This is a genomic window from Paenibacillus sp. M2, from assembly GCF_046713495.1.
In the GTDB taxonomy this organism is placed as follows: domain Bacteria; phylum Bacillota; class Bacilli; order Paenibacillales; family Paenibacillaceae; genus Paenibacillus; species Paenibacillus amylolyticus_B.
In genome coordinates, this window is the sequence record NZ_CP169648.1 from 205,852 (window position 1) to 224,143 (window position 18,292).

At 38.2% G+C, this 18,292-nt stretch carries 17 protein-coding genes and 1 pseudogene; 10 read left to right on the top strand and 8 right to left on the bottom strand.

The window, feature by feature from the left end; genetic code table 11:
- Positions 1–594: 594 nt before the first annotated feature.
- The 4 genes from ACETMN_RS01000 (at position 595) to ACETMN_RS01015 (ending at position 7,568) form a co-directional block, all read left to right on the top strand.
- A complete protein-coding gene (locus tag ACETMN_RS01000; protein ID WP_411735638.1) occupies positions 595–1,671 on the top strand; it encodes a hypothetical protein in 1,077 nt (358 codons plus the stop codon).
- Between the two features lie 272 nt (positions 1,672–1,943).
- Positions 1,944–3,440 (top strand): N-6 DNA methylase, encoded by a 1,497-nt coding sequence (locus ACETMN_RS01005; RefSeq protein WP_411735639.1) that lies wholly within the window; start codon positions 1,944–1,946, stop codon positions 3,438–3,440.
- On the top strand, positions 3,430–4,641 hold the full coding sequence (locus tag ACETMN_RS01010; protein ID WP_411735640.1) for a restriction endonuclease subunit S: 1,212 nt from the start codon (positions 3,430–3,432) through the stop codon (positions 4,639–4,641). The genes ACETMN_RS01005 and ACETMN_RS01010 overlap by 11 nt, the downstream gene beginning before the upstream one ends.
- Positions 4,638–7,568 carry a type I restriction endonuclease subunit R gene (locus ACETMN_RS01015; protein WP_411735641.1) on the top strand — a complete coding sequence of 977 codons (2,931 nt, stop codon included), beginning with the start codon at positions 4,638–4,640 and terminating at the stop codon, positions 7,566–7,568. The genes ACETMN_RS01010 and ACETMN_RS01015 overlap by 4 nt, the downstream gene beginning before the upstream one ends.
- 41 nt (positions 7,569–7,609) lie before the next feature.
- On the opposite strand, the gene ACETMN_RS01020 is transcribed toward ACETMN_RS01015, so the two are convergent.
- A complete protein-coding gene (locus ACETMN_RS01020; protein WP_411735642.1) occupies positions 7,610–8,338 on the bottom strand; it encodes a M48 family metallopeptidase in 729 nt (242 codons plus the stop codon).
- A gap of 127 nt (positions 8,339–8,465) precedes the next feature.
- Here ACETMN_RS01020 and ACETMN_RS01025 point away from each other — a divergent pair, with 127 nt between their 5' ends.
- The 5 genes from ACETMN_RS01025 (at position 8,466) to ACETMN_RS01045 (ending at position 12,779) form a co-directional block, all read left to right on the top strand.
- Positions 8,466–9,221: a hypothetical protein gene (locus ACETMN_RS01025; RefSeq protein ID WP_411735643.1), complete on the top strand. Its 756-nt coding sequence runs from the start codon at positions 8,466–8,468 to the stop codon at positions 9,219–9,221.
- 42 nt (positions 9,222–9,263) lie between these two features.
- Positions 9,264–10,376: a hypothetical protein gene (locus ACETMN_RS01030; RefSeq protein ID WP_411735644.1), complete on the top strand. Its 1,113-nt coding sequence runs from the start codon at positions 9,264–9,266 to the stop codon at positions 10,374–10,376.
- A 185-nt stretch (positions 10,377–10,561) separates the two neighbouring features.
- Entirely contained in the window at positions 10,562–10,936 is a 375-nt protein-coding gene (locus ACETMN_RS01035; RefSeq protein ID WP_411735645.1) for a RusA family crossover junction endodeoxyribonuclease, read from the top strand.
- Between the two features lies 1 nt (position 10,937).
- Positions 10,938–11,543, top strand: coding sequence for a hypothetical protein (locus ACETMN_RS01040; RefSeq protein WP_411735646.1), 606 nt, complete (start codon positions 10,938–10,940; stop codon positions 11,541–11,543).
- A 273-nt stretch (positions 11,544–11,816) separates the two neighbouring features.
- Positions 11,817–12,779, top strand: a complete 963-nt coding sequence (locus ACETMN_RS01045) for a hypothetical protein (protein ID WP_411735647.1) — start codon at positions 11,817–11,819, stop codon at positions 12,777–12,779.
- Between the two features lie 542 nt (positions 12,780–13,321).
- Here the strand turns inward: ACETMN_RS01045 and ACETMN_RS01050 are convergent.
- The 7 genes and pseudogenes from ACETMN_RS01050 to ACETMN_RS01080 all read right to left on the bottom strand — a co-directional run.
- A pseudogene (locus ACETMN_RS01050) lies at positions 13,322–13,417 on the bottom strand (hypothetical protein); the annotation flags it as partial.
- 651 nt (positions 13,418–14,068) lie between these two features.
- On the bottom strand, positions 14,069–14,470 hold the full coding sequence (locus tag ACETMN_RS01055) for a hypothetical protein (protein ID WP_411735648.1): 402 nt from the start codon (positions 14,468–14,470) through the stop codon (positions 14,069–14,071).
- 52 nt (positions 14,471–14,522) lie between these two features.
- Complete coding sequence (locus ACETMN_RS01060; protein WP_411736386.1) at positions 14,523–14,714, bottom strand: helix-turn-helix domain-containing protein; 192 nt, start codon at positions 14,712–14,714, stop codon at positions 14,523–14,525.
- 268 nt (positions 14,715–14,982) lie between these two features.
- Positions 14,983–15,696, bottom strand: a complete 714-nt coding sequence (locus ACETMN_RS01065) for a ZIP family metal transporter (protein ID WP_411735649.1) — start codon at positions 15,694–15,696, stop codon at positions 14,983–14,985.
- Positions 15,693–15,905: a helix-turn-helix domain-containing protein gene (locus ACETMN_RS01070; protein WP_091012043.1), complete on the bottom strand. Its 213-nt coding sequence runs from the start codon at positions 15,903–15,905 to the stop codon at positions 15,693–15,695. Before ACETMN_RS01070 ends, ACETMN_RS01065 begins: the two co-directional genes overlap by 4 nt.
- A 156-nt stretch (positions 15,906–16,061) precedes the next feature.
- Positions 16,062–16,493 (bottom strand): sigma-70 family RNA polymerase sigma factor, encoded by a 432-nt coding sequence (locus ACETMN_RS01075; RefSeq protein WP_091012044.1) that lies wholly within the window; start codon positions 16,491–16,493, stop codon positions 16,062–16,064.
- A gap of 211 nt (positions 16,494–16,704) precedes the next feature.
- Complete coding sequence (locus ACETMN_RS01080) at positions 16,705–17,028, bottom strand: hypothetical protein (RefSeq protein WP_091012046.1); 324 nt, start codon at positions 17,026–17,028, stop codon at positions 16,705–16,707.
- Between the two features lie 191 nt (positions 17,029–17,219).
- Between ACETMN_RS01080 and ACETMN_RS01085 the strand changes: the two genes are divergently transcribed.
- Complete coding sequence (locus ACETMN_RS01085) at positions 17,220–17,810, top strand: hypothetical protein (RefSeq protein ID WP_091012047.1); 591 nt, start codon at positions 17,220–17,222, stop codon at positions 17,808–17,810.
- Positions 17,811–18,292: the final 482 nt, after the last annotated feature.

Consider the following 18,292-nt stretch of genomic DNA (forward strand, 5'->3'; position numbering starts at 1 on the left):
CTTTTAAGGACTATAAGTGATATAAATAAGATATATGAAAGGGATTAACCTTTAGATTGATTAGAAAATAACAAATTAGAATGCTTGAGTAAGAGGAGAGGAGGAAGTATTGGAATATATGCTGTAGGGGGACTTTACTATGATAATTGCATTATTGATTGGTCTAATTTTTATAATAGGGTTATTTTTCTCTCCGAGCACAAAGAAGGAAGCGTTTAAGTATGGGTGTCTAATTATTTTCATATTATTGATTGTCATTGCTGCTGGTATATTCAGCTTACTTCTATTGTTATAGGTGACAATGGCAGGAGGGGGTGGCCGATTCTAAATGAATCACTAATTTATAATGATAAGTAACTAGGGTTGGAAAAATGTTGATTTTCAGCCTGGTAATAGAGAATTTATCATGTATACGATCATATTATGCAATTGGCCCCCCTATATTAGTCACTTGTATCGTAGAAATCCCCAATATATGATATCAACCTCGAAACGCTGTTCTAACAAGCTTTGAAAACAAATTAGCGAACGCAATGTGTAATGAATTGAAAATCTATATATTATATAGGTCTGCACCTAAAAGGAGATGTAAAAATGATAAGAAAAATTACTGCTGCATTGTTGATTACTTCTATGTTGGTAATGGGAGTATCCTCACTTTCCTCGGTTTATTCTGCAAGTCCTGTTCAGATACAATCAGCGTATACTGCTCAGGCAAATTTCGCGAAAGATTTTCAATTAGATATCAAGACTGTCTCAAGCCCAATTTTCTATGATATCAATAATGATAATTCTGATGAGATTGTGATTACAGCTACAAGCAAAGATCAAGGGAACTGGATTATTGGTTACATAGGTATCTACACTAAAGACGGAAAGAAAGTAACATCTAAGAGTGTAGAAGGACAGAATGTTGTTGGGATTAAGAAAATTAAAAATAAAACCTATAAAAACGCGTTAGCTATTGTTTATGGTGATGGGAACGGTGGAGTGTCCGTTGATGTCACGGTACTTCAATCTGGGAAGTTGAATAAAATTTTCAGTACAGGAGCACTGGTAAGAGAGGATGCCGTCATTAAGGATTCTGATAAAGACGGAAGTGATGAAATTTATGGTTTGCAGTATTATGATGCTCTAGAAACACGCGCGCTCTCCAAAGCAGATGGTATTTACGATAAGATGGTTTATAAATGGGATGTGAGCAAGAAAAAATATATTAAGGTCATCTATGGTCAGGATGGGATCGAGGATACTAAACGGAAAAAAGTGGATAATATCAGTTCTAAAACGGCTTTGAACCTTTTGCAAAATGCTCGTAAAAGACAGGTGTCGATGTCAGTCCCAACTACCCCTGATAACTTTAACAAGAAGCTGGAACCGCTTTTTACGTATAATTTCTTAGCTCGGGTCAATGCAGAAGGACTGTTTACTGATAGTAAAGGTCGGGTAACTCCTCAGTACTTGGGGAGCGATGACTACACTTGGCTAGTACCTACATTCAACCCGAATAAAAAGGCGACATTCAAGCTCTCATCCAATATGCAATCAGCTACTGTGACTCAATCTATTACTGAGAATATAGAAGGTGATCTGTATACTGTAACTTATAGTGCAACTCTGGTAAAAACAAAGTATGGCTGGAAAGTAGATAGTTTTGAAACGATGTACTAAATGAAGTATAGCTATAGAGATATAAATTTTATGGGTACTCCTTAAAAGGGTACTCTATTTTTGTTAAAGTTTATGGTTGATGTCAGATTAGCTTAATATATAGATTTCGTAGTTTACTTACGATTATTATCTGGAAAAATATATAATGTGGAATTGTGGCTATATGAGGACTAAGGGATTGTAGTATGATATAAAGGGTATTGTTTTCTGAGTTGACAATGCTAAGAGATATATCAACTTAAAAATAAGCAGACAAGATTTGGGAGGCCAGCATGAGTACACTTACTTTGCAACAACTTGAGTCCCACCTATGGGAATCTGCCAATATTCTAAGAGGAAGTATCGATTCCTCCGACTATAAAAACTATATTTTTGGGATGCTTTTCCTCAAGCGTCTGAATGACGTATTCGTCGAAGTTGCTGAGAAGATCGAAAAAGAGGAAGGCGAGTCTTATGGTTGGACGGATAGGGACGAGCACCAGTTCTTTGTACCAGAACGTGCACGCTGGGCTTACCTGTCTTCGCTTACCAGCGACTTGGGCGCTGCTATCAATGTGGCTTTTGAGAGGCTGGAAGAAGAGAATTCGAAGCTTCAAGGCGTACTGGCCAGCATTGACTTCAATGATCGAGAGAAGCTGCCAGACAAGTTGATCTTGTGTCTTATTCAGCATTTCGGAACCTTGAACCTTCGCAATGATAACTTGGCTGAGCCTGATATGTTGGGACGTGCTTATGAGTATCTAATCAAGCAGTTCGCCGACGATGCGGGTAAGAAGGGCGGAGAGTTCTATACGCCAAGCAAAGTCGTTGAACTAATAGTCAACTTAATTAAACCCGAAGAAGGCATGCGAATCTGTGACCCGACAGCGGGCTCTGGTGGTATGTTAATTCAGTCCGTCGATTACATCAGATCCAAAGGCGGTAATCCTCGTAACCTGACGTTGCACGGACAGGAACGAAATCTGAACACATGGGCAATCTGTAAGATGAACCTGCTCTTGCACGGTCTGAGCGACCACCGTATTGAAAGAGGTGATACGATTCGCGAGCCGAAGTTGGTTGAGGAAGGTGAGCTCATTCTATATGATCGCGTAATCGCTAATCCGCCATTCTCCCTGAGCAACTGGGGACGCGAAGAAGCGGAAGCCGATCCATATGGGCGATTCCGTTTTGGCATTCCGCCGAAGGACAAGGGAGACCTAGGTTTTGTGCAGCATATGGCCTCAACGCTCAATAATAACGGCAAAGCGGGCATAGTTATGCCGCACGGCATCCTGTTCCGCGGAGGAGCCGAAGGAAAGATTCGTGAAGGTCTACTGGAAGGATTTTACGGCGAAGAGGGACTGATTGAAGCTGTAATTGGCCTGCCATCCAATCTCTTCTATGGAACGGGCATTCCTGCTTGCATTGTCATCTTGAACCGCAGCAAGGAAGAGCATAAGAAAGGCAAAGTATTGTTCATCAACGGAGCGCAAGATTATCATGAGGGAAAAAATCAGAATATGCTGAGAGATCAGGATATTGAGAAAATTGTTTCGGCTTATGATAATTGGCAAGATACAGAGAAGTACGCCCGTGTGGTCAGCCTGAATGAGATCAAACAGAACGATTTTAACTTGAATATCGCGCGTTATATTGATTCGGCAGAAGAAGAGGAAGAGATTAAGGTAGAAGAAGCGCTTGCCGCTCTTCAGCAGTTGGAAATGGAGCGGGCAGAGATTGAAGCGAAGATGTATGGGTTCCTGAAGGAGTTGGGTTATGGTGCATGAGAAAGAAAGCCAACCATGGCTTCCTTATAAACTAGGGGATTTAGCGGACCTAGTGAATGGGAGGGGCTTTAAATCAACTGAATGGTCTGCAGAAGGCTTACCGATAATTCGCATTAGTAACTTAAATGGTGACAGAGACTTTAATTGTTACAATGGTGACTTTGATGAAAAACATCGAGTGGTTCAAGGTGACCTTCTGTTTTCTTGGTCAGGGAATAGAGGTACATCTTTCGGCCCCGTTATTTGGCGAGGAATTGAGGGGCTTCTTAACCAGCATATATTTAAAATAATTATAAAGAAAAAGGTTGACCAACAGTATCTCTTCTATGAATTGAAACGATTAACACAAAAAATTGAAAATTCGGCGCATGGTGGTTCTGGCCTTGTTCATGTGAAAAAAAGCGATCTTGAGCAATTGCAAATATTATTACCACCTGTTTACGAACAACAAAAAGTCACCGAGATTCTTTCTTCTGTCGATGAAGCCCTCGAAAAAACAGAAGCCATTATCAAACAGACGGAAACATTAAAGAAGGGTCTAATGCAGCAGCTTCTGACAAAGGGAATTGGACATACGGAGTTTAAGCAGACGGAGATTGGGGAAAGCCCTGTTTCTTGGGATCTTTGCAGACTTGGAGAGATTTCGAGCATCACAATGGGGCAATCTCCAAAAGGAGACTCATACAATAATGAAAGGCTAGGTTCTCCTTTGCTTAATGGCCCTACGGAATTTGGAGAAATTTATCCTACGCCTGTTCAATGGACAAACTCCCCTACTAAAATCTGTAAGGCAGAGGACATTCTTGTCTGTGTGCGTGGTAGTTCGACAGGCAGAATGAACATTTCAAATGATGCCTATTGTATAGGGAGAGGATTAGCTGCTATTACAGCGGATGAAGCGAAATGTACTCAGACTTTCATAAAGTATCATGTAAAAAGACTATCAACAGAGATACTTAATCGAGCTACAGGTTCTACTTTTCCGAACATTGATAAAGCAAGGCTGTCCAATCTGTTAGTTCCGTTACCAGGTATCAAGGAGCAAGAAGAAATAACCAAAGTGCTAGACAAAGTTGAGGAAAAGCAACAGCTTGAAAAACAAAAATATCAAGTCTTGCAAAATCTAAAGAAATCATTGATGCAAACTCTGCTCACAGGAAAAGTTCGCGTCAACGTCAATCATTCTGAGGTGTTGCTATGAAAGAGTGGAACGAAAAACAATTGGTTGAAACCCGACTGATCCAGCATCTTCAGGAAATGGGCTATGCTTATGTGCATGGCCCTTCCCTAGATGCCGAGCGCAAGTCGGGGCTTGAGATCGTTCTAACCGAACGCTTATCAAAAGCTGTGCTTCGTCTGAACCCATGGATATCTGAGAACAACCTGAGCAAGGTCGTCCGCTCTATCACTCACATCGATGCTGTCAACTTGATGGAAGCCAACGAAAAGTTTCATAACATGCTCGTCAACTACATCTCTGTCCAGCAGGATCTTGGAAAAGGTAAAAAGGGACAAACTATCAGACTGATTGACTTTGATAAACCAGATAACAATGAGTTTCTGGTCGTCGATCAGTTCTCTGTAAAGGGTGGAGAAGAGAAGGGGATTCGACCTGACCTGATCCTCTTCATCAACGGCCTGCCACTTGTTCTTATCGAATGTAAAAGTCCGATGGTTTCTATCGACGAGCAGATCGGTAGAGCGGTCAAACAAATGCTTCGATACCAGAAGAACTATGAGCATCTTTTCCACTACAACCAGATACTGATCGCAACCAGCAACGATAGAGCCAAAGCAGGAACCATCATGGCACAGCTGCAGCACTATGGCGAATGGAAAGATCCATATCCGCTGACAAATCCAGAAGTGGGGAACAATCCTACACCGCAGGATATTCTTGTAGCGGGTATGTTGTCCAAAATCAACTTACTCGACCTGATCCAGAACTTTATCGTCTTCGAACCCGAGGGTGGCAGAGTCATCAAGAAACTAGCTCGTTACCAGCAGTTCCGTGCTGTAGGTAAGGCAATCAACCGCATTCTTTCGGCAAAAGATTCGAGAGACCGCGGTGGAGTAGTCTGGCATACGCAGGGAAGTGGGAAATCGCTGACCATGCTGTATCTGGCTGTTAAGCTAAGGCGTATTGAAGAACTGCGTAACCCAACCATTGTCATTGTGACAGACCGCAAGGACCTAGACAACCAGATCACTAATACGTTCCGACGGTGCGGTTTTGCCAATCCTCAGCAGGCCGACGGCGTCAGGAACCTGAAGAAGCTACTGCTGCAGGGACCAGGGGCGACGATCATGACGTTGGTACAGAAGTTCCAGATCGACAAGGAAGAAGGACGTTTTCCTGAGCTATCTACTGCCTCCAACATTATTGTCATGATTGACGAATCGCACCGTTCTCAGTATAAGGGCCTGGCGATGAACATGCGGACTGCTATGCCAAATGCTTGTTACCTCGGTTTTACGGGAACTCCGATCGATAAGGAAGACAAAAGCACGACGCGTACCTTTGGCTCGTACATAGACAAATACACTATCCAGCAGGCTGTTGACGATGGAGCAACCGTTCCGATCTTCTACGAAGCGAGAATGACCAACATGCATGTGGAAGGCGAAACACTGGATCAGCTTTTCGACCGAAAATTCCGTGAATACGATGCCAAGACGCGGGAACGAATTCAGGAGAAGTATGCTAACGAAGAAGCTATTATTGCCAGCCCGAAACGTATTGAACAGATTGTACTTGACCTCATTAAGCACTATGAGGAACATATTCAACCGAACGGATTCAAGGCGCAGATTGTGGCTGTCTCACGAGATGCAGCAGCAACTTATAAAGAGAAGATGGACGAACTGAGCGATCTGGAGTCGGCAGTGATTTATTCGTCCACAAATGATGATGACGATCATAAGAAGAGGTTTGCCATCTCGAAGGATGAGGAGAAGGTACTAATCGAGCGGTTCAAGAAGCCGCTGGAGGAAGATAAGTTGGCCTTTCTAATTGTTTGCGACAAGCTGCTAACAGGATTTGATGCACCTATTGAGCAGGTGATGTACTTGGACAAGCCACTCAAAGAGCATAATCTGCTGCAAGCGGTTGCTCGTACAAACCGAACATATAACGGCAAGGACTACGGCTTGATTGTCGATTACTTCGGCGTTTCCAGCTTCCTGGAAAAGGCGCTCGATATTTTCTCTAAGGACGATATTCAGGGTGCCCTTATGCCGATTGAAAGCGAACTGCCAAGACTACAAACTCGACATCGTGCGGCCATGCGTTTCTTTGATTATATTCGACGCGATGATCTGGAGAGTTGCATACAAATATTGGAGCCAGAGAACGTAAGAAATGAATTTGATCACCTGTTTAAACAATTTGCTAAGAGTATGGATATGGTGATGCCGAATCCCCTTGCTCAACCTTACGTTAATGATTTAGGATTCCTAGGAAAGATAAGACAGGCTGCTAAGTCGAGATACAAAGTGGAAGGTATGGATATTAGCGATTTGGGAGAGAAAGTAAGGCAATTAATAGCTGATCATCTTAGAGCTTCGAATGTCGAGATTCTTCATGATCCAATAGATATCCTGTCTAGTAAGTTCGAGAGTCATGTGAATCAGTTTCAGGGAGAGGCAAAGGCATCCGAGATGGAGCATGCAATTAAGCATGAAATCCGTATTAAACTTGAGGAGAATCCTGTCTACTATACGTCTCTTCGAGAACGACTGAAGAAGATCATTGATGCTCGTAAACAGAAGCAGATGGACATTTTCGAGATGATGAAGAAAATGCAGGACATTATCGACGACATGCGGAACACAGCCAAGCAGGGCGAGAGTCTAGGACTGGCCAAAGAGCAGTACCCGTTCTTCCTGATGCTGGAGAAGCAGCTTCCTGAGGAAAAAGACAAGGAGGCTCTCAAAGTGCTGACGGAGGTTATTACGGAGAAGATTCAGGAATTGGCTGTTATTGAATGGACACAGAAAGATGATGTTAAGCGTGAAATGCGCAAACAAACAAAGCGGCAGCTTCGTGTCTTTAAGTGTCCAGAAGATAAGTTGGAGTCGCTGACAGTCCAACTTGTAGACTTGGGGAGGATTCATTATAAAAAGTAACAGAGGAGGGCTGGTGGCAGATTCCATCCTGATGAGGATACTTACAGGATAAGTGTAGGGCCATTAATTCTAAGCCATTCCTTCCGTTCCTCGTAATCTGGCATAACAGAGCGGAGGTAACTCCAGAATGCTTCGGTGTGGTCAGGAACTTTTAAATGAACCATTTCATGCAAAACAACATAATCGACAATGCGAAGGGGAGCCATCATGATGCGCCAGTTGATGAGAAGATTTCCATTCTTGGTGCAACTCCCCCATCTCTTTTCTTGATCTTTGAGCGTAACAGAAGTGGGCATGAGTTCAGTAAGCTTACTGTAATGTTTAATTCTCTCTCGAAGTTTAGAAGTTCCCTGGAGTTTGTACCAGTTGATGCAGAGTTGCTTCAATTCCTCGGTTTGCTGTTGTTGGTTGTAGCACGAAGGGAGGGATGCAATGAATCTTCCGTTTTTAAAAGAGAGCGAAGGCTGACCAGTGTTCTGTTTTATTACTTTGAGTCTGTATCCTTTCCCTAGGTAACGAATTTTCTCGCCGCTCAAAAATTCAAGAGGAGTAGATTCAATTTCAATCTCACGGAAGGCATACTGCTTCTTTAAGATCCAGGGTGCCTTTTGATACATAATCTCATCAAGACGCTGCTGTGAAACCGAAACAGGCGCAACAACTTGGACTCCTTCAAGTAAGTCGACGATGATGGAGATGTCCTTTTTATTAGGTTTGTGTGTAAGCTTATATTCAATAACGGTTGTACCGTATTTAAGATGATGCAGCATATAACAATAGCTCCTTTTGATTATGTCTGTAATAATTATATTATGATTACATTCTAAAGTCATAAACCATATTAATATCGATAATGTTAGTCTTCTTGTCATAATTTTTATAAGGAGATGGTAACAGATGTACAAGTTACTTACTTTTGAATCCTGGGTAACTCGAAATACATGGTACACATATGCAAAAAAGTTTGTAGAGAGAGTGCCTTATATGCTAGTGGATCGATCTCCTTGTACTGATCCCTTTTTTGATCCATTTGCTTTCTCAAGTGAGAGGCGTCCTTTAATAAGTGGACTTTGTAGAGCTCGCAAAAATTTTAATGTAGGAGATATCTACATTTATGTAACACGTATAGACAAAAGTATTCTAAAAGATCTAGATATAGCTAACATAATTTATTCCCCTACATATTTTGGGGTTGCTGCTTTAAGAATAAAAAAAGTATATGATTCCCATGAGGAAGCATCTTTAGCATTCACTCCTCGTCGGTATATTGTATATCCAAACTTAACACCGTATCCACCCAATCTTGCTTTTAATTCTTGCGGGAGTAAAGTATCGCCAGAAGCAGCTGTTGATAAAGATAGCTGTATAATATTTGATGAAAAAAGAAGGCCAAGAATACCTGGGGAATCATCGGTTGATCAGTGGAAAGCGCATTACAACGAGTATTACATACGGCAAAGGAACCGAAGTCTAAGAGCAGCTGAATGTGAAATCGTCAGTTTAGATGATAAAGAAGCTCTAAAGCTGGATACACATAGCGCTCCAATACTTACTAATAATGATTGGGACGGTATGCAACTCAATGTCCAGGGACTAAATTTGACGGATGATGTTGGGAGTAGACTTGTAGGAAGGATTGCTAAAAGCGAGTGATTGAGAGAAAACAAGACTAGCAATAAGATGGAGGATTAAAAGGTGGAACACAAAATGTTTCTATATGATCCAAATATCCATGGATTACAAATTAAGAGTATAGGCAGCAAGCAAGTTACAGATACAGCAATTGCCTCGTTGAGGATTGCTCTAAAAAGTTATTTTGAAACATATGGTGTAGTTAGATTTATAGTGAATCTTGGGGAGATAGGTGATCCTAAGTATAATGAAGATAGGGTCACTGAAAGTATGGAATATCAGGCTAAATATATACAGACAATTTTTCACTTCCACCACTTTATAGAAATAATGACTAAAGATGCTTTGAGAGATATAGACCCAATCTATGCAATAAAAATAAATTTTGACAATTTAGAAACTTTAAAAAAGATTCAGGACAGAAGTGAAATCGAGGATAGTTCACATTCTATTGAATATGAAGCTGCAATCAAAAGAATTATGTCATTACACACAGCAGAGGAAGTTCCAGTACTGACCAAAATATTTTATAAGAAAAATGTGAAAAAGTACTGTTTGGACACATTAAATCAGTTGAGAAATAGAGCATGGCATAGAGGTAAATATATACTTAAGTATTCTGAACTAGATCAGTTTATGACAAGGAATTTACTTCCTCTTGTAGTTGATATAGTTCAATCTACGAATTATGACGAATCAGGTTATTGGAAGTATAATAAACCAGCTACTCTTCAAATAGATCCAATAGAAGAGTTATTAAAAGTAGGTAGAGGTCATGCTCTTGATTATAAGAGAATAGGATTCCTAAAAGCTGTAGGATTAGCGTGCTATAACCATAAAAGATCATATGGTATTGAACGTTACACCAAAAGATCTTTATCAGAAATTAAAACAGAAGCATTGGTTTCTCAAAGAATGAATAACTCCTACGAGAGCAGGAAGTGCTTCGTATGTAACAAGAATTCGTTAATACTATTTCAAGATGAGGACTCAAAGTATGATGTAGATACTAAGACTTATAGTAGGTGGCAATGGAATTGGAAGGCCGAATGCCAAGAGTGTGGTTTGCTCTTATATGATGATGTTCTTAATCCTAAAGAATATGGTATCAAAGACTATGACGATATATGGATTAGCAAGATCGTAAATTATGAGAATACAGAGTTGGACTTATAAATGTTCGCGGATGATGGATCATCTGGCCTCTCTCTAAATCGAATTTCACTATACAATAACTAACCAACGAATCTGACAGTGACTCATCTTGTGCTTGTGGAAGGGGAATGGTCTTGGAATTCTACATGATTACAGTTGGTCAACCGAAGTCCTATAATGGGAAGAGGAAGGCCTCGTATACCAAAATGTTACAGACAAGTGCTCGACAGGAACTACAGTTAATAGAAAGGGAGTCAGATGTTCTTTTTTATGAAAAGCAGCTTTATTGCAATATAATCTATTTTCACAGAGTATCAAATGATATAGACGCTGATAACCTTAGTAAACCTATATTGGATGCACTAAACACTATTGTATACAATGATGACGTTCAGATATTGAAACGTACAGCCATGAAGATCGACCTCAACTCAAACTACTCGTTGTCGAATGAAAACATACCTAGTGTTTGGTACAATAAATTATTGCAATTCACAAATAATCAGAGCCTCAAGCATGTGCTTTTTGTTGAAGTGGGTATCATAGGTGAGTTGAGAGTTACCTTTGGGGGGGGAGATTAACATGAATCATGAAGAAACGTTAAAAAAGTATCTACATGAAGCTAAAATATATGAGTTGTTAGAAAAGTTTCATAAGCAGTCTTACACCGTTATAAAAGACTATAAAGAAGGCAAATTCCAGTTTGATATTTTCGCTACACATGATAATAACAAGAAAATATACATTGTAGTAAAATCAGGGAAACTATCCGAACAAGAGCAAGAAAGAGTGATGCGTATGGCTGAATTCGTAAAAAATATTCCTAATGCGAGATTTGATCTTGTCGTCGCTAATCTTCCTAGATCTAAGAGAATCGAGATAGATGGGATCGAGAATAAGTTGTATCAATATTTATCAAATGATACTCCACAGGAGTTGTTGGAAATTTTTCATAGAACAACGATTGATGGTGTTTGTGATGTGGATATTGATGAAATTGGAGTAAAAGAAGAAGATATTCAGATTACTGGAACAGCAACGGTTGAGGTAGTTTTAGAATTGGGTGAAGATGATGAAGTTTACAATTCGTTCCCTTTCGAATTTAGTTTGAAACTTGATTTCGGTCTTGACATTGAAGATGATGAGAATAACTATATTTCTATCGATACATCCTCATTTTATGAATGACCTCTTAACTTCAGAATATCGTCATTTGTATGCTTGCTCTTATAAGCGGATGGTACAACTAAGTATTAGAATAGTATTGAGTTTAATTAGTAGCATGAAGAGATTCTTAAAAGTGATAAATCTTCAGATACTTATGGAAAATCCTTTCTTTCTATACTTATATGCATCAAAGGACAGCAATAGTTCAGCTGTTCTTTATTTTTTTGATGGTTTATCTTGATAATAAGATCCATAAGGATAGATTTGTATCAGTTATAGAACGGAGGGAAGAGCTTGGGTAATCGATTCTGGGAGTTTTATTTAATTAGATATTTACTGGGGACAATATTCGGTATTGTTATCTTGTTTTATTTGGTAATTAATTATAATGAAAGCATGACAAAAGCTTTCTTTAATAATTTGAAACCTGATATAACACTAACAGATAATGAAACAGTTAAAGGAGAATTAAGTAGTTTTTTATTTGAGTCTACGTACAGTTTTAAAAAGGAGGATTTTAATGTTATCTTCAAAAATATAGGAGGAGACTTCAGTAAAACTTCCAATGAAGAAAATATTGTATTTAAGCAATCTGGACTGACGGTATTAACAGCGATAATACTAACAGTAGGCGGTTTCTTATATATGTATCTCTCAAGTATGTTGATTTTAGTACTTCATGGCATCCGCTTATACATATATATTTTGTTCGACTCTCATTACTTTCAGAAATTACTAACGAATGCGAAACAATCTTTGTTACAGAGGAACTTTAAGAGTCTGAAATTCATTATCTACATGTTAATTTTTGTTTTTACTGTGAGTTTTGCAACTTTTGTCTCCACAGAAAATAATCATCATGCAATTTCTATAGTGGTAATTCTATTTTGGGTGTGTGTCATGATATTAACGTATCCTAATGTAAAAACATTTTATGATAATTTGGCGTCATACAGAGCCGAGATATCAAAATCTAATTATATAATTAAACTAAGGAAATTTGTGAATATAGAATTGAGCCGAGGTGGCACCTCTTCTTCTCCAAAGTCTGAATACATTGAATCCTATAAACATTTACGTGAACACGGTAATGCTTTTGGGATAATTATCTGTGAGATACTTTTTGCAATGTGGTGGATTTGGTGGGACTTTTCTTTTTGGGCTATCTTCTATTGGTGCTTGTTAGGTTTCAGTTCTTGGTTGCTAGGCACTTATTTAGAAGTGAAAGCCGTAAATGTTGAAAATATAAATATATAGCTTATCTCTAGATTATAATGATTGCTAAGTGTCGTTTAATCTTTTTAAGACGGGGCGATACTCGGGTGACATCAAAACTGTGACTACACCCGTAGAAGCTTATGTGTCGTTATCTTCGGACAGGGGTTCGACTCCCCTCGCCTCCATTAGTTAAATCCACAACTTGTAGCTTAAAGATGACGTCTACATATTCCTTGTAGACGAGTACTTTTTCTACATAGCTGCCAATGAACTTCTTGATTTCAGGAAGATTACGGCTGGAGATGTGGTCCTTGAAGTCAGAAAGCAGTTGTTGCAGATATTCTTCTGTAATGACTGCTTTTTCTTTTACCTGCGGGGCTTCTAACAGCTTCGTTTCCATTTCAACTTTTTGTTGCTCTAACGCCCCTAACTTTTCAAGAATGGTAGGGTTATTCAAACCACTAGCCACTGCATTTACAATATTCTCGATCTGAACTTCTACACCTACTAAACTTTTGGACAGGCGTTGTTGTTCAGCTTTGACGCTTGTTTGCTTGGAATTCTGGTAGTCATTAAGCTGTTTAGCCAGAACAGGAATCATTATTAAAAATCTTCTCCTGAAGTTGGGCCAGCACATAGGCTTCAATATATTTCCGGCGCAATTCAGGGTTTCTACATGCCTTTGTTCGGTCACGGTTGCCACAACGATAAGTAACATATTTGAGCTTGTTTCTGCCACTGTTTGGGCAAGGCTAGTCCTCCTATTGGTTTGTTCCGAATTCAATTCTTTAATTGGTTTCGGTAGTTCGATTTACACTTTTTATTGTTCTACATACGAAGAAAATTCTCAAAAGTAGGGAAGAAATTTAAAATGAGGATATTAGGGAGCTGGAGTTTACTTATTGTCAGATATATAAAATAGAGTGGAGGGGATTTTTGATGATTTCTGCAAAAGTATTATAAAATCGTATATTTTCATAGGATATTAAAAACACAAGTAAATAATGTCGCATTCAATTTGTATATAAAAAAAGCACTAAAAAGTGCTTATATCATCAAGGTATTGTTTTATTCTATCTCTTGTGGTCTTCTTAAACTCTTTCATACGTGAGCTTTTGAATGATGATCTTTTCGTCTCAAGTAGGTTAAAGCGTTTAATTGTATTTTTTTGAGAATAGACAATTGCTCATAGACAGGAGAAGAAGAAGGGGCAAAAATTAGAGATGTATTAGTATTGGGATTGGTATGATACCTCATATATTCAATGTTTTTTTTAGTTATTGAGGATCGGGTGGTTAGTATAGCTACATTATGTTCGAATGAATGGCTTAAGGCAGTACAAAACAAATCTTGAATTTGTTTAGGTGATGTTCTAACATTTTGCAACCCATCTGTTTTGTTTTGATATTTATCATACATATGGCTAGTTCAAGGCGGGATTTATTAGATAAGTCAATTTTTTCTTCAAATATTTCTTCTTGGGTCTTCAGTAAATCATCGTCTATATATGGTTTTTTCCCGCTCTTGAACTTGGCATCCCTGTTTTGGGTTCCTAGGTATAAGTGTCCATATATCCAGATAGCCGTGTCAGGATCGTTAAGCCAACCCTTGTATCCATTTTTCAAGTTGGTTTTACTTAAGTCTGTTGGAACGATAAAATCTTTCAATAACTGTCTGCACTTTTCTTTTGATGTCAATATATCAAATTCATCGATAATATAGTGCATCAAAATTACTGGAGACCAATCCTTAATGATATATCCAGCATGTGAGGGACAAGCATTAACAACTTTCTTGATAAGTAGTAGCTATTCCCCATTTTTTACTTCTTCCAGGTATTTTCTTTTTAAGTAGAGATTCCATACCAAGGGAGTTATAGTTCTTTATGTACCATTGAATAGTCCGTTCGCTCACTCCTAAGGTTTCGGAAATCTGTCTCACGGTTAAACCATGACTGAAGTGTTCAATGGCTATAAGAGCCTTAGTGTTATATGCTTGCTAGTCTTTAAGTTCAGGTTGGTTGCTAGGGTTCTCAGTTTTCGTATCCATGTACTTGCCTCTTCTTCAGCTATTATTTAACTTCACATTAATTTAAGACTAAATAATATAAAGTGCACATTGGGATGATACAGGAATTAGCAGTTACAGTAAGTTATAACGTTGTCCAATGCCGACTATATACATAAATACTTGATACTAATTGTAGTCACCAGGGTTATATGGCGTATTTTTTATAAAGACATCAATGCATAAATACATGAAGCCCAAAATAAATTGCACAACCAACGAAAGGATAAATATTTGCGAATTTCAGTCTTGAGCGGCTAATCTCAGTTGAAAGAGTAGTTAAGGACATATGGATGAAAATCCCTGATGAAAGAGAGATCGCAATTCCAGTTAACTCACTGAAAATCTCAGGACTAGTTACTAAAAAACTCGCTATAACCATACCCAATACGGTAAAGAAGTTTATACCAAGAAGATATAAAAAGAGATTAATTTTACGTTTTATTCGAGAAGCAAGTATTAGAGAAAACATTATCATTTCAGTGAATTTATGCAGAAGCATTGACAAGATAACTAATAATCCAAGACTAGTTCCCGCTAAGATACCAGTAATCATAATTGTTCCGTCAATAAAGCTGTGTAAACATGCACCAATCATTAATAGCTTTAAAGACAGATGTACTTTCCGCTCATTAGTATGTTCTTGACCACCATGATGAAACAGCAGGGGAACTAGGATGCCTAAAACGATGAAAATAAGCCCGTTGTGAGAATACTCAACTGCAATAGGAACCAACTCAACAACAGTGAATGCTAACAACACACTCATAGTCACTAAAGCTATTTTAGAATAATTATTAGTGATCCAACTACTATGTGGATTTACAACCATTGCCGCAATAAAGGAAATTACAACTAGTCCACTGCTAATTAATAGTATTAACATCATAGGCTCATTTCTCCTTTTTCTATATCCCAATTATGTACCACTTCAATAAACTTGACGATAAGATCTTGTTTCAAATCATCCCTATTTTGAAAACTCGTTTGATGAAGTGATTTTTTAATTTTGGGTTCAAATCTTTGTATGATCTCCATCATAGCTTGTGTATTGTTTCGTTTTGCTTGAAAGATTAAGTCGTTTAAATTATTTTTCATTTTTTTCCCTCCTCGGAATTTTTCTTGATGACATCAATTAAATTTCGTATTGTCTCGCTTAATACATCTATTTTCCTTTCAAATCAAAGTAGCAAGTATAATGTAACTCCTATTGGAAAACCCACATTTGCAATAATTTGAGCCCAAGAAGGGACTTCATCCACTTTTACTCCCTCCTAACATACTGATTTCTCGTCTCATTTTTATTAATGCAGTTTTCTTTGTTTTTGAGACACTTTGTTGGGAGATGTTTAGTAGCCTAGCTATTTCAGTATTCTTCAATTCTTTACTGATTGAAAGGTTCAGTATTTGACGCTCTTTCGTTGTTAGATTCATAAAAGTGGCATACAAATCAGGATCGCTAATTTGATTCTCTAATATTTCGCTATTTTGAATAGCATCTTCTTCAACTCCTGAAGTTAGTTCCTTATAATCAGTATCATCCAGAATTAATGCAAAGCGTTCATTAAATTTTCTATTACTTTTATCAAAGTTAATAGCGTTATAATGTAATAGACTGGAAATATATCCGACAAACCTCTTCTCTTCCTCTACTTTATCTTCTACATAAGAGTCATCACGGTTCAAAGAGACCTCCCCCTTTCTTAATATAAAGAGACATGAGAAATAAAAAAAACAACCAAATTAAGAACAAGTGTTCTTGTTTTTTTTATTATACCACATATTGGGGGGGGGATATATTAAAATACTTATAAGAGTTTTTATTGGATTAAAATAAAAAAAAGAAGTAGTTTGTTCTATAAAGAACAAACTACTTCTGAGGAAACTTAGTACCTAATTAAACGAAGGTGTATCCTGGCAAGGAGCTAGCTGCGATGTAACGAACCAAGTTTTTGTTTACTCTGAATACCCAGGCTCCATTCTGGGATTTACCTGAGACGATAGCGCCTTGAGTGAAATAATCGGCAATGTAGTGTCCGGTACCATTATGTGGAGATCCTGTTGCTATCAAATACTCTTTGCAACCCGAGCACTGGTAAAAATTTGCATTATAGAATCCTGACAATCTTTCACCGGTTGCATCATCTTCTACTCGTGATGCACTTCCTTTCATAACCATTCGATGACCACCATTCAATACTGGACATGGGTTTTCTGCCATTAAAATCTCTCCCTTATAAATAATTTTAAGTGCGTTCTTTTTAAGTTGATCGCGCTTATATTAGATAAAGAGCTTTAAACACCCAAAAAAACAACCTATATTAAAAATAAAATGATTTCTTGAAACGAATTTTGGATTTTATACGTAATATATGGTAATGTTATCCTTAACTAGAAGGAGGTAATTACAGAATGAAGAAATTAACGTGGATTATTGGATTTACTTTATTATCTGTTATTTTAGTAACAGGGTGTACTGAAGCCGCTACTCCAAATGATTCAGAAACACAACCACCAGTTGAAAATTCTGAGACCCAAACTCCTAACGAAAATACAGAGACTTCTGAAAATGAGCAGGCATCTCAAGAAGCTATTAAGGCGGCTGAAACTTATAAGACAAAAGAATATACAATTAATGAAGTTCCAGAAACCTCTGAAGAAATCTTTGTAGAACGTAATAAAGAGATGGAACCTTTCTTTGCTGAAAACCATGAAGAAAAACCCGGTAATGCGAGCAACATTGCTTTAGCTTTACGAGTTGCTATAACCCAACAAGCATCATTAAAACCAGAAAATATGGAGTTCACAGTCTATCAGGAGCTTGAAAATTATTTTGATTTGGATTATAAAATGGACCTCGTATCAGAAAAGCAGAATGGAGAAAATGAACGTATTCCTCTAAAAGGGAGATTGACACTTGTGAGTAAGGATGGAAAGTGGCTTGTTCAAGCAGACGATTTTGACAAACCAGCATTTGCAGAGCTTTTGCAAGAAGAGAAGTAAGGAAGGGCGCCAGATATGGCGCCTTTTTTTATTTACTTCGAAATTATTTCTGAAGCGAGTGGATATAGGTATGTTGTATCTAAGTATGACTTTTTATTATGAATTGTCCAGGTACGAGCACCAGATCATTCATGAAATGATAGTATTCAATTATATACCTACAATATTTGATATATCCTCCCAAATTGTGGATAAAGTGAGCCAAAATGCCGAATTACTCTCCATCATGCACAAACCACCTCTTATTATATGTACCTTCAAAATTTTATAAAGCAGTACTCCTTGCGGCTCCAATTACGGCGGCCTCTACTCGTTGCATTCACAACAGCCATCTTCCCAAATCCTCATTCTACTTCACTTAGTCAAGCCATCCCAAGCGATAAAAAGAATTGAGCCTCCTCCATACACCGTCCTATAATATACAATTGTATACAATCCAAGAGAGTGGTGGATAACACAACAGGTCATCCGATCCAAACCGT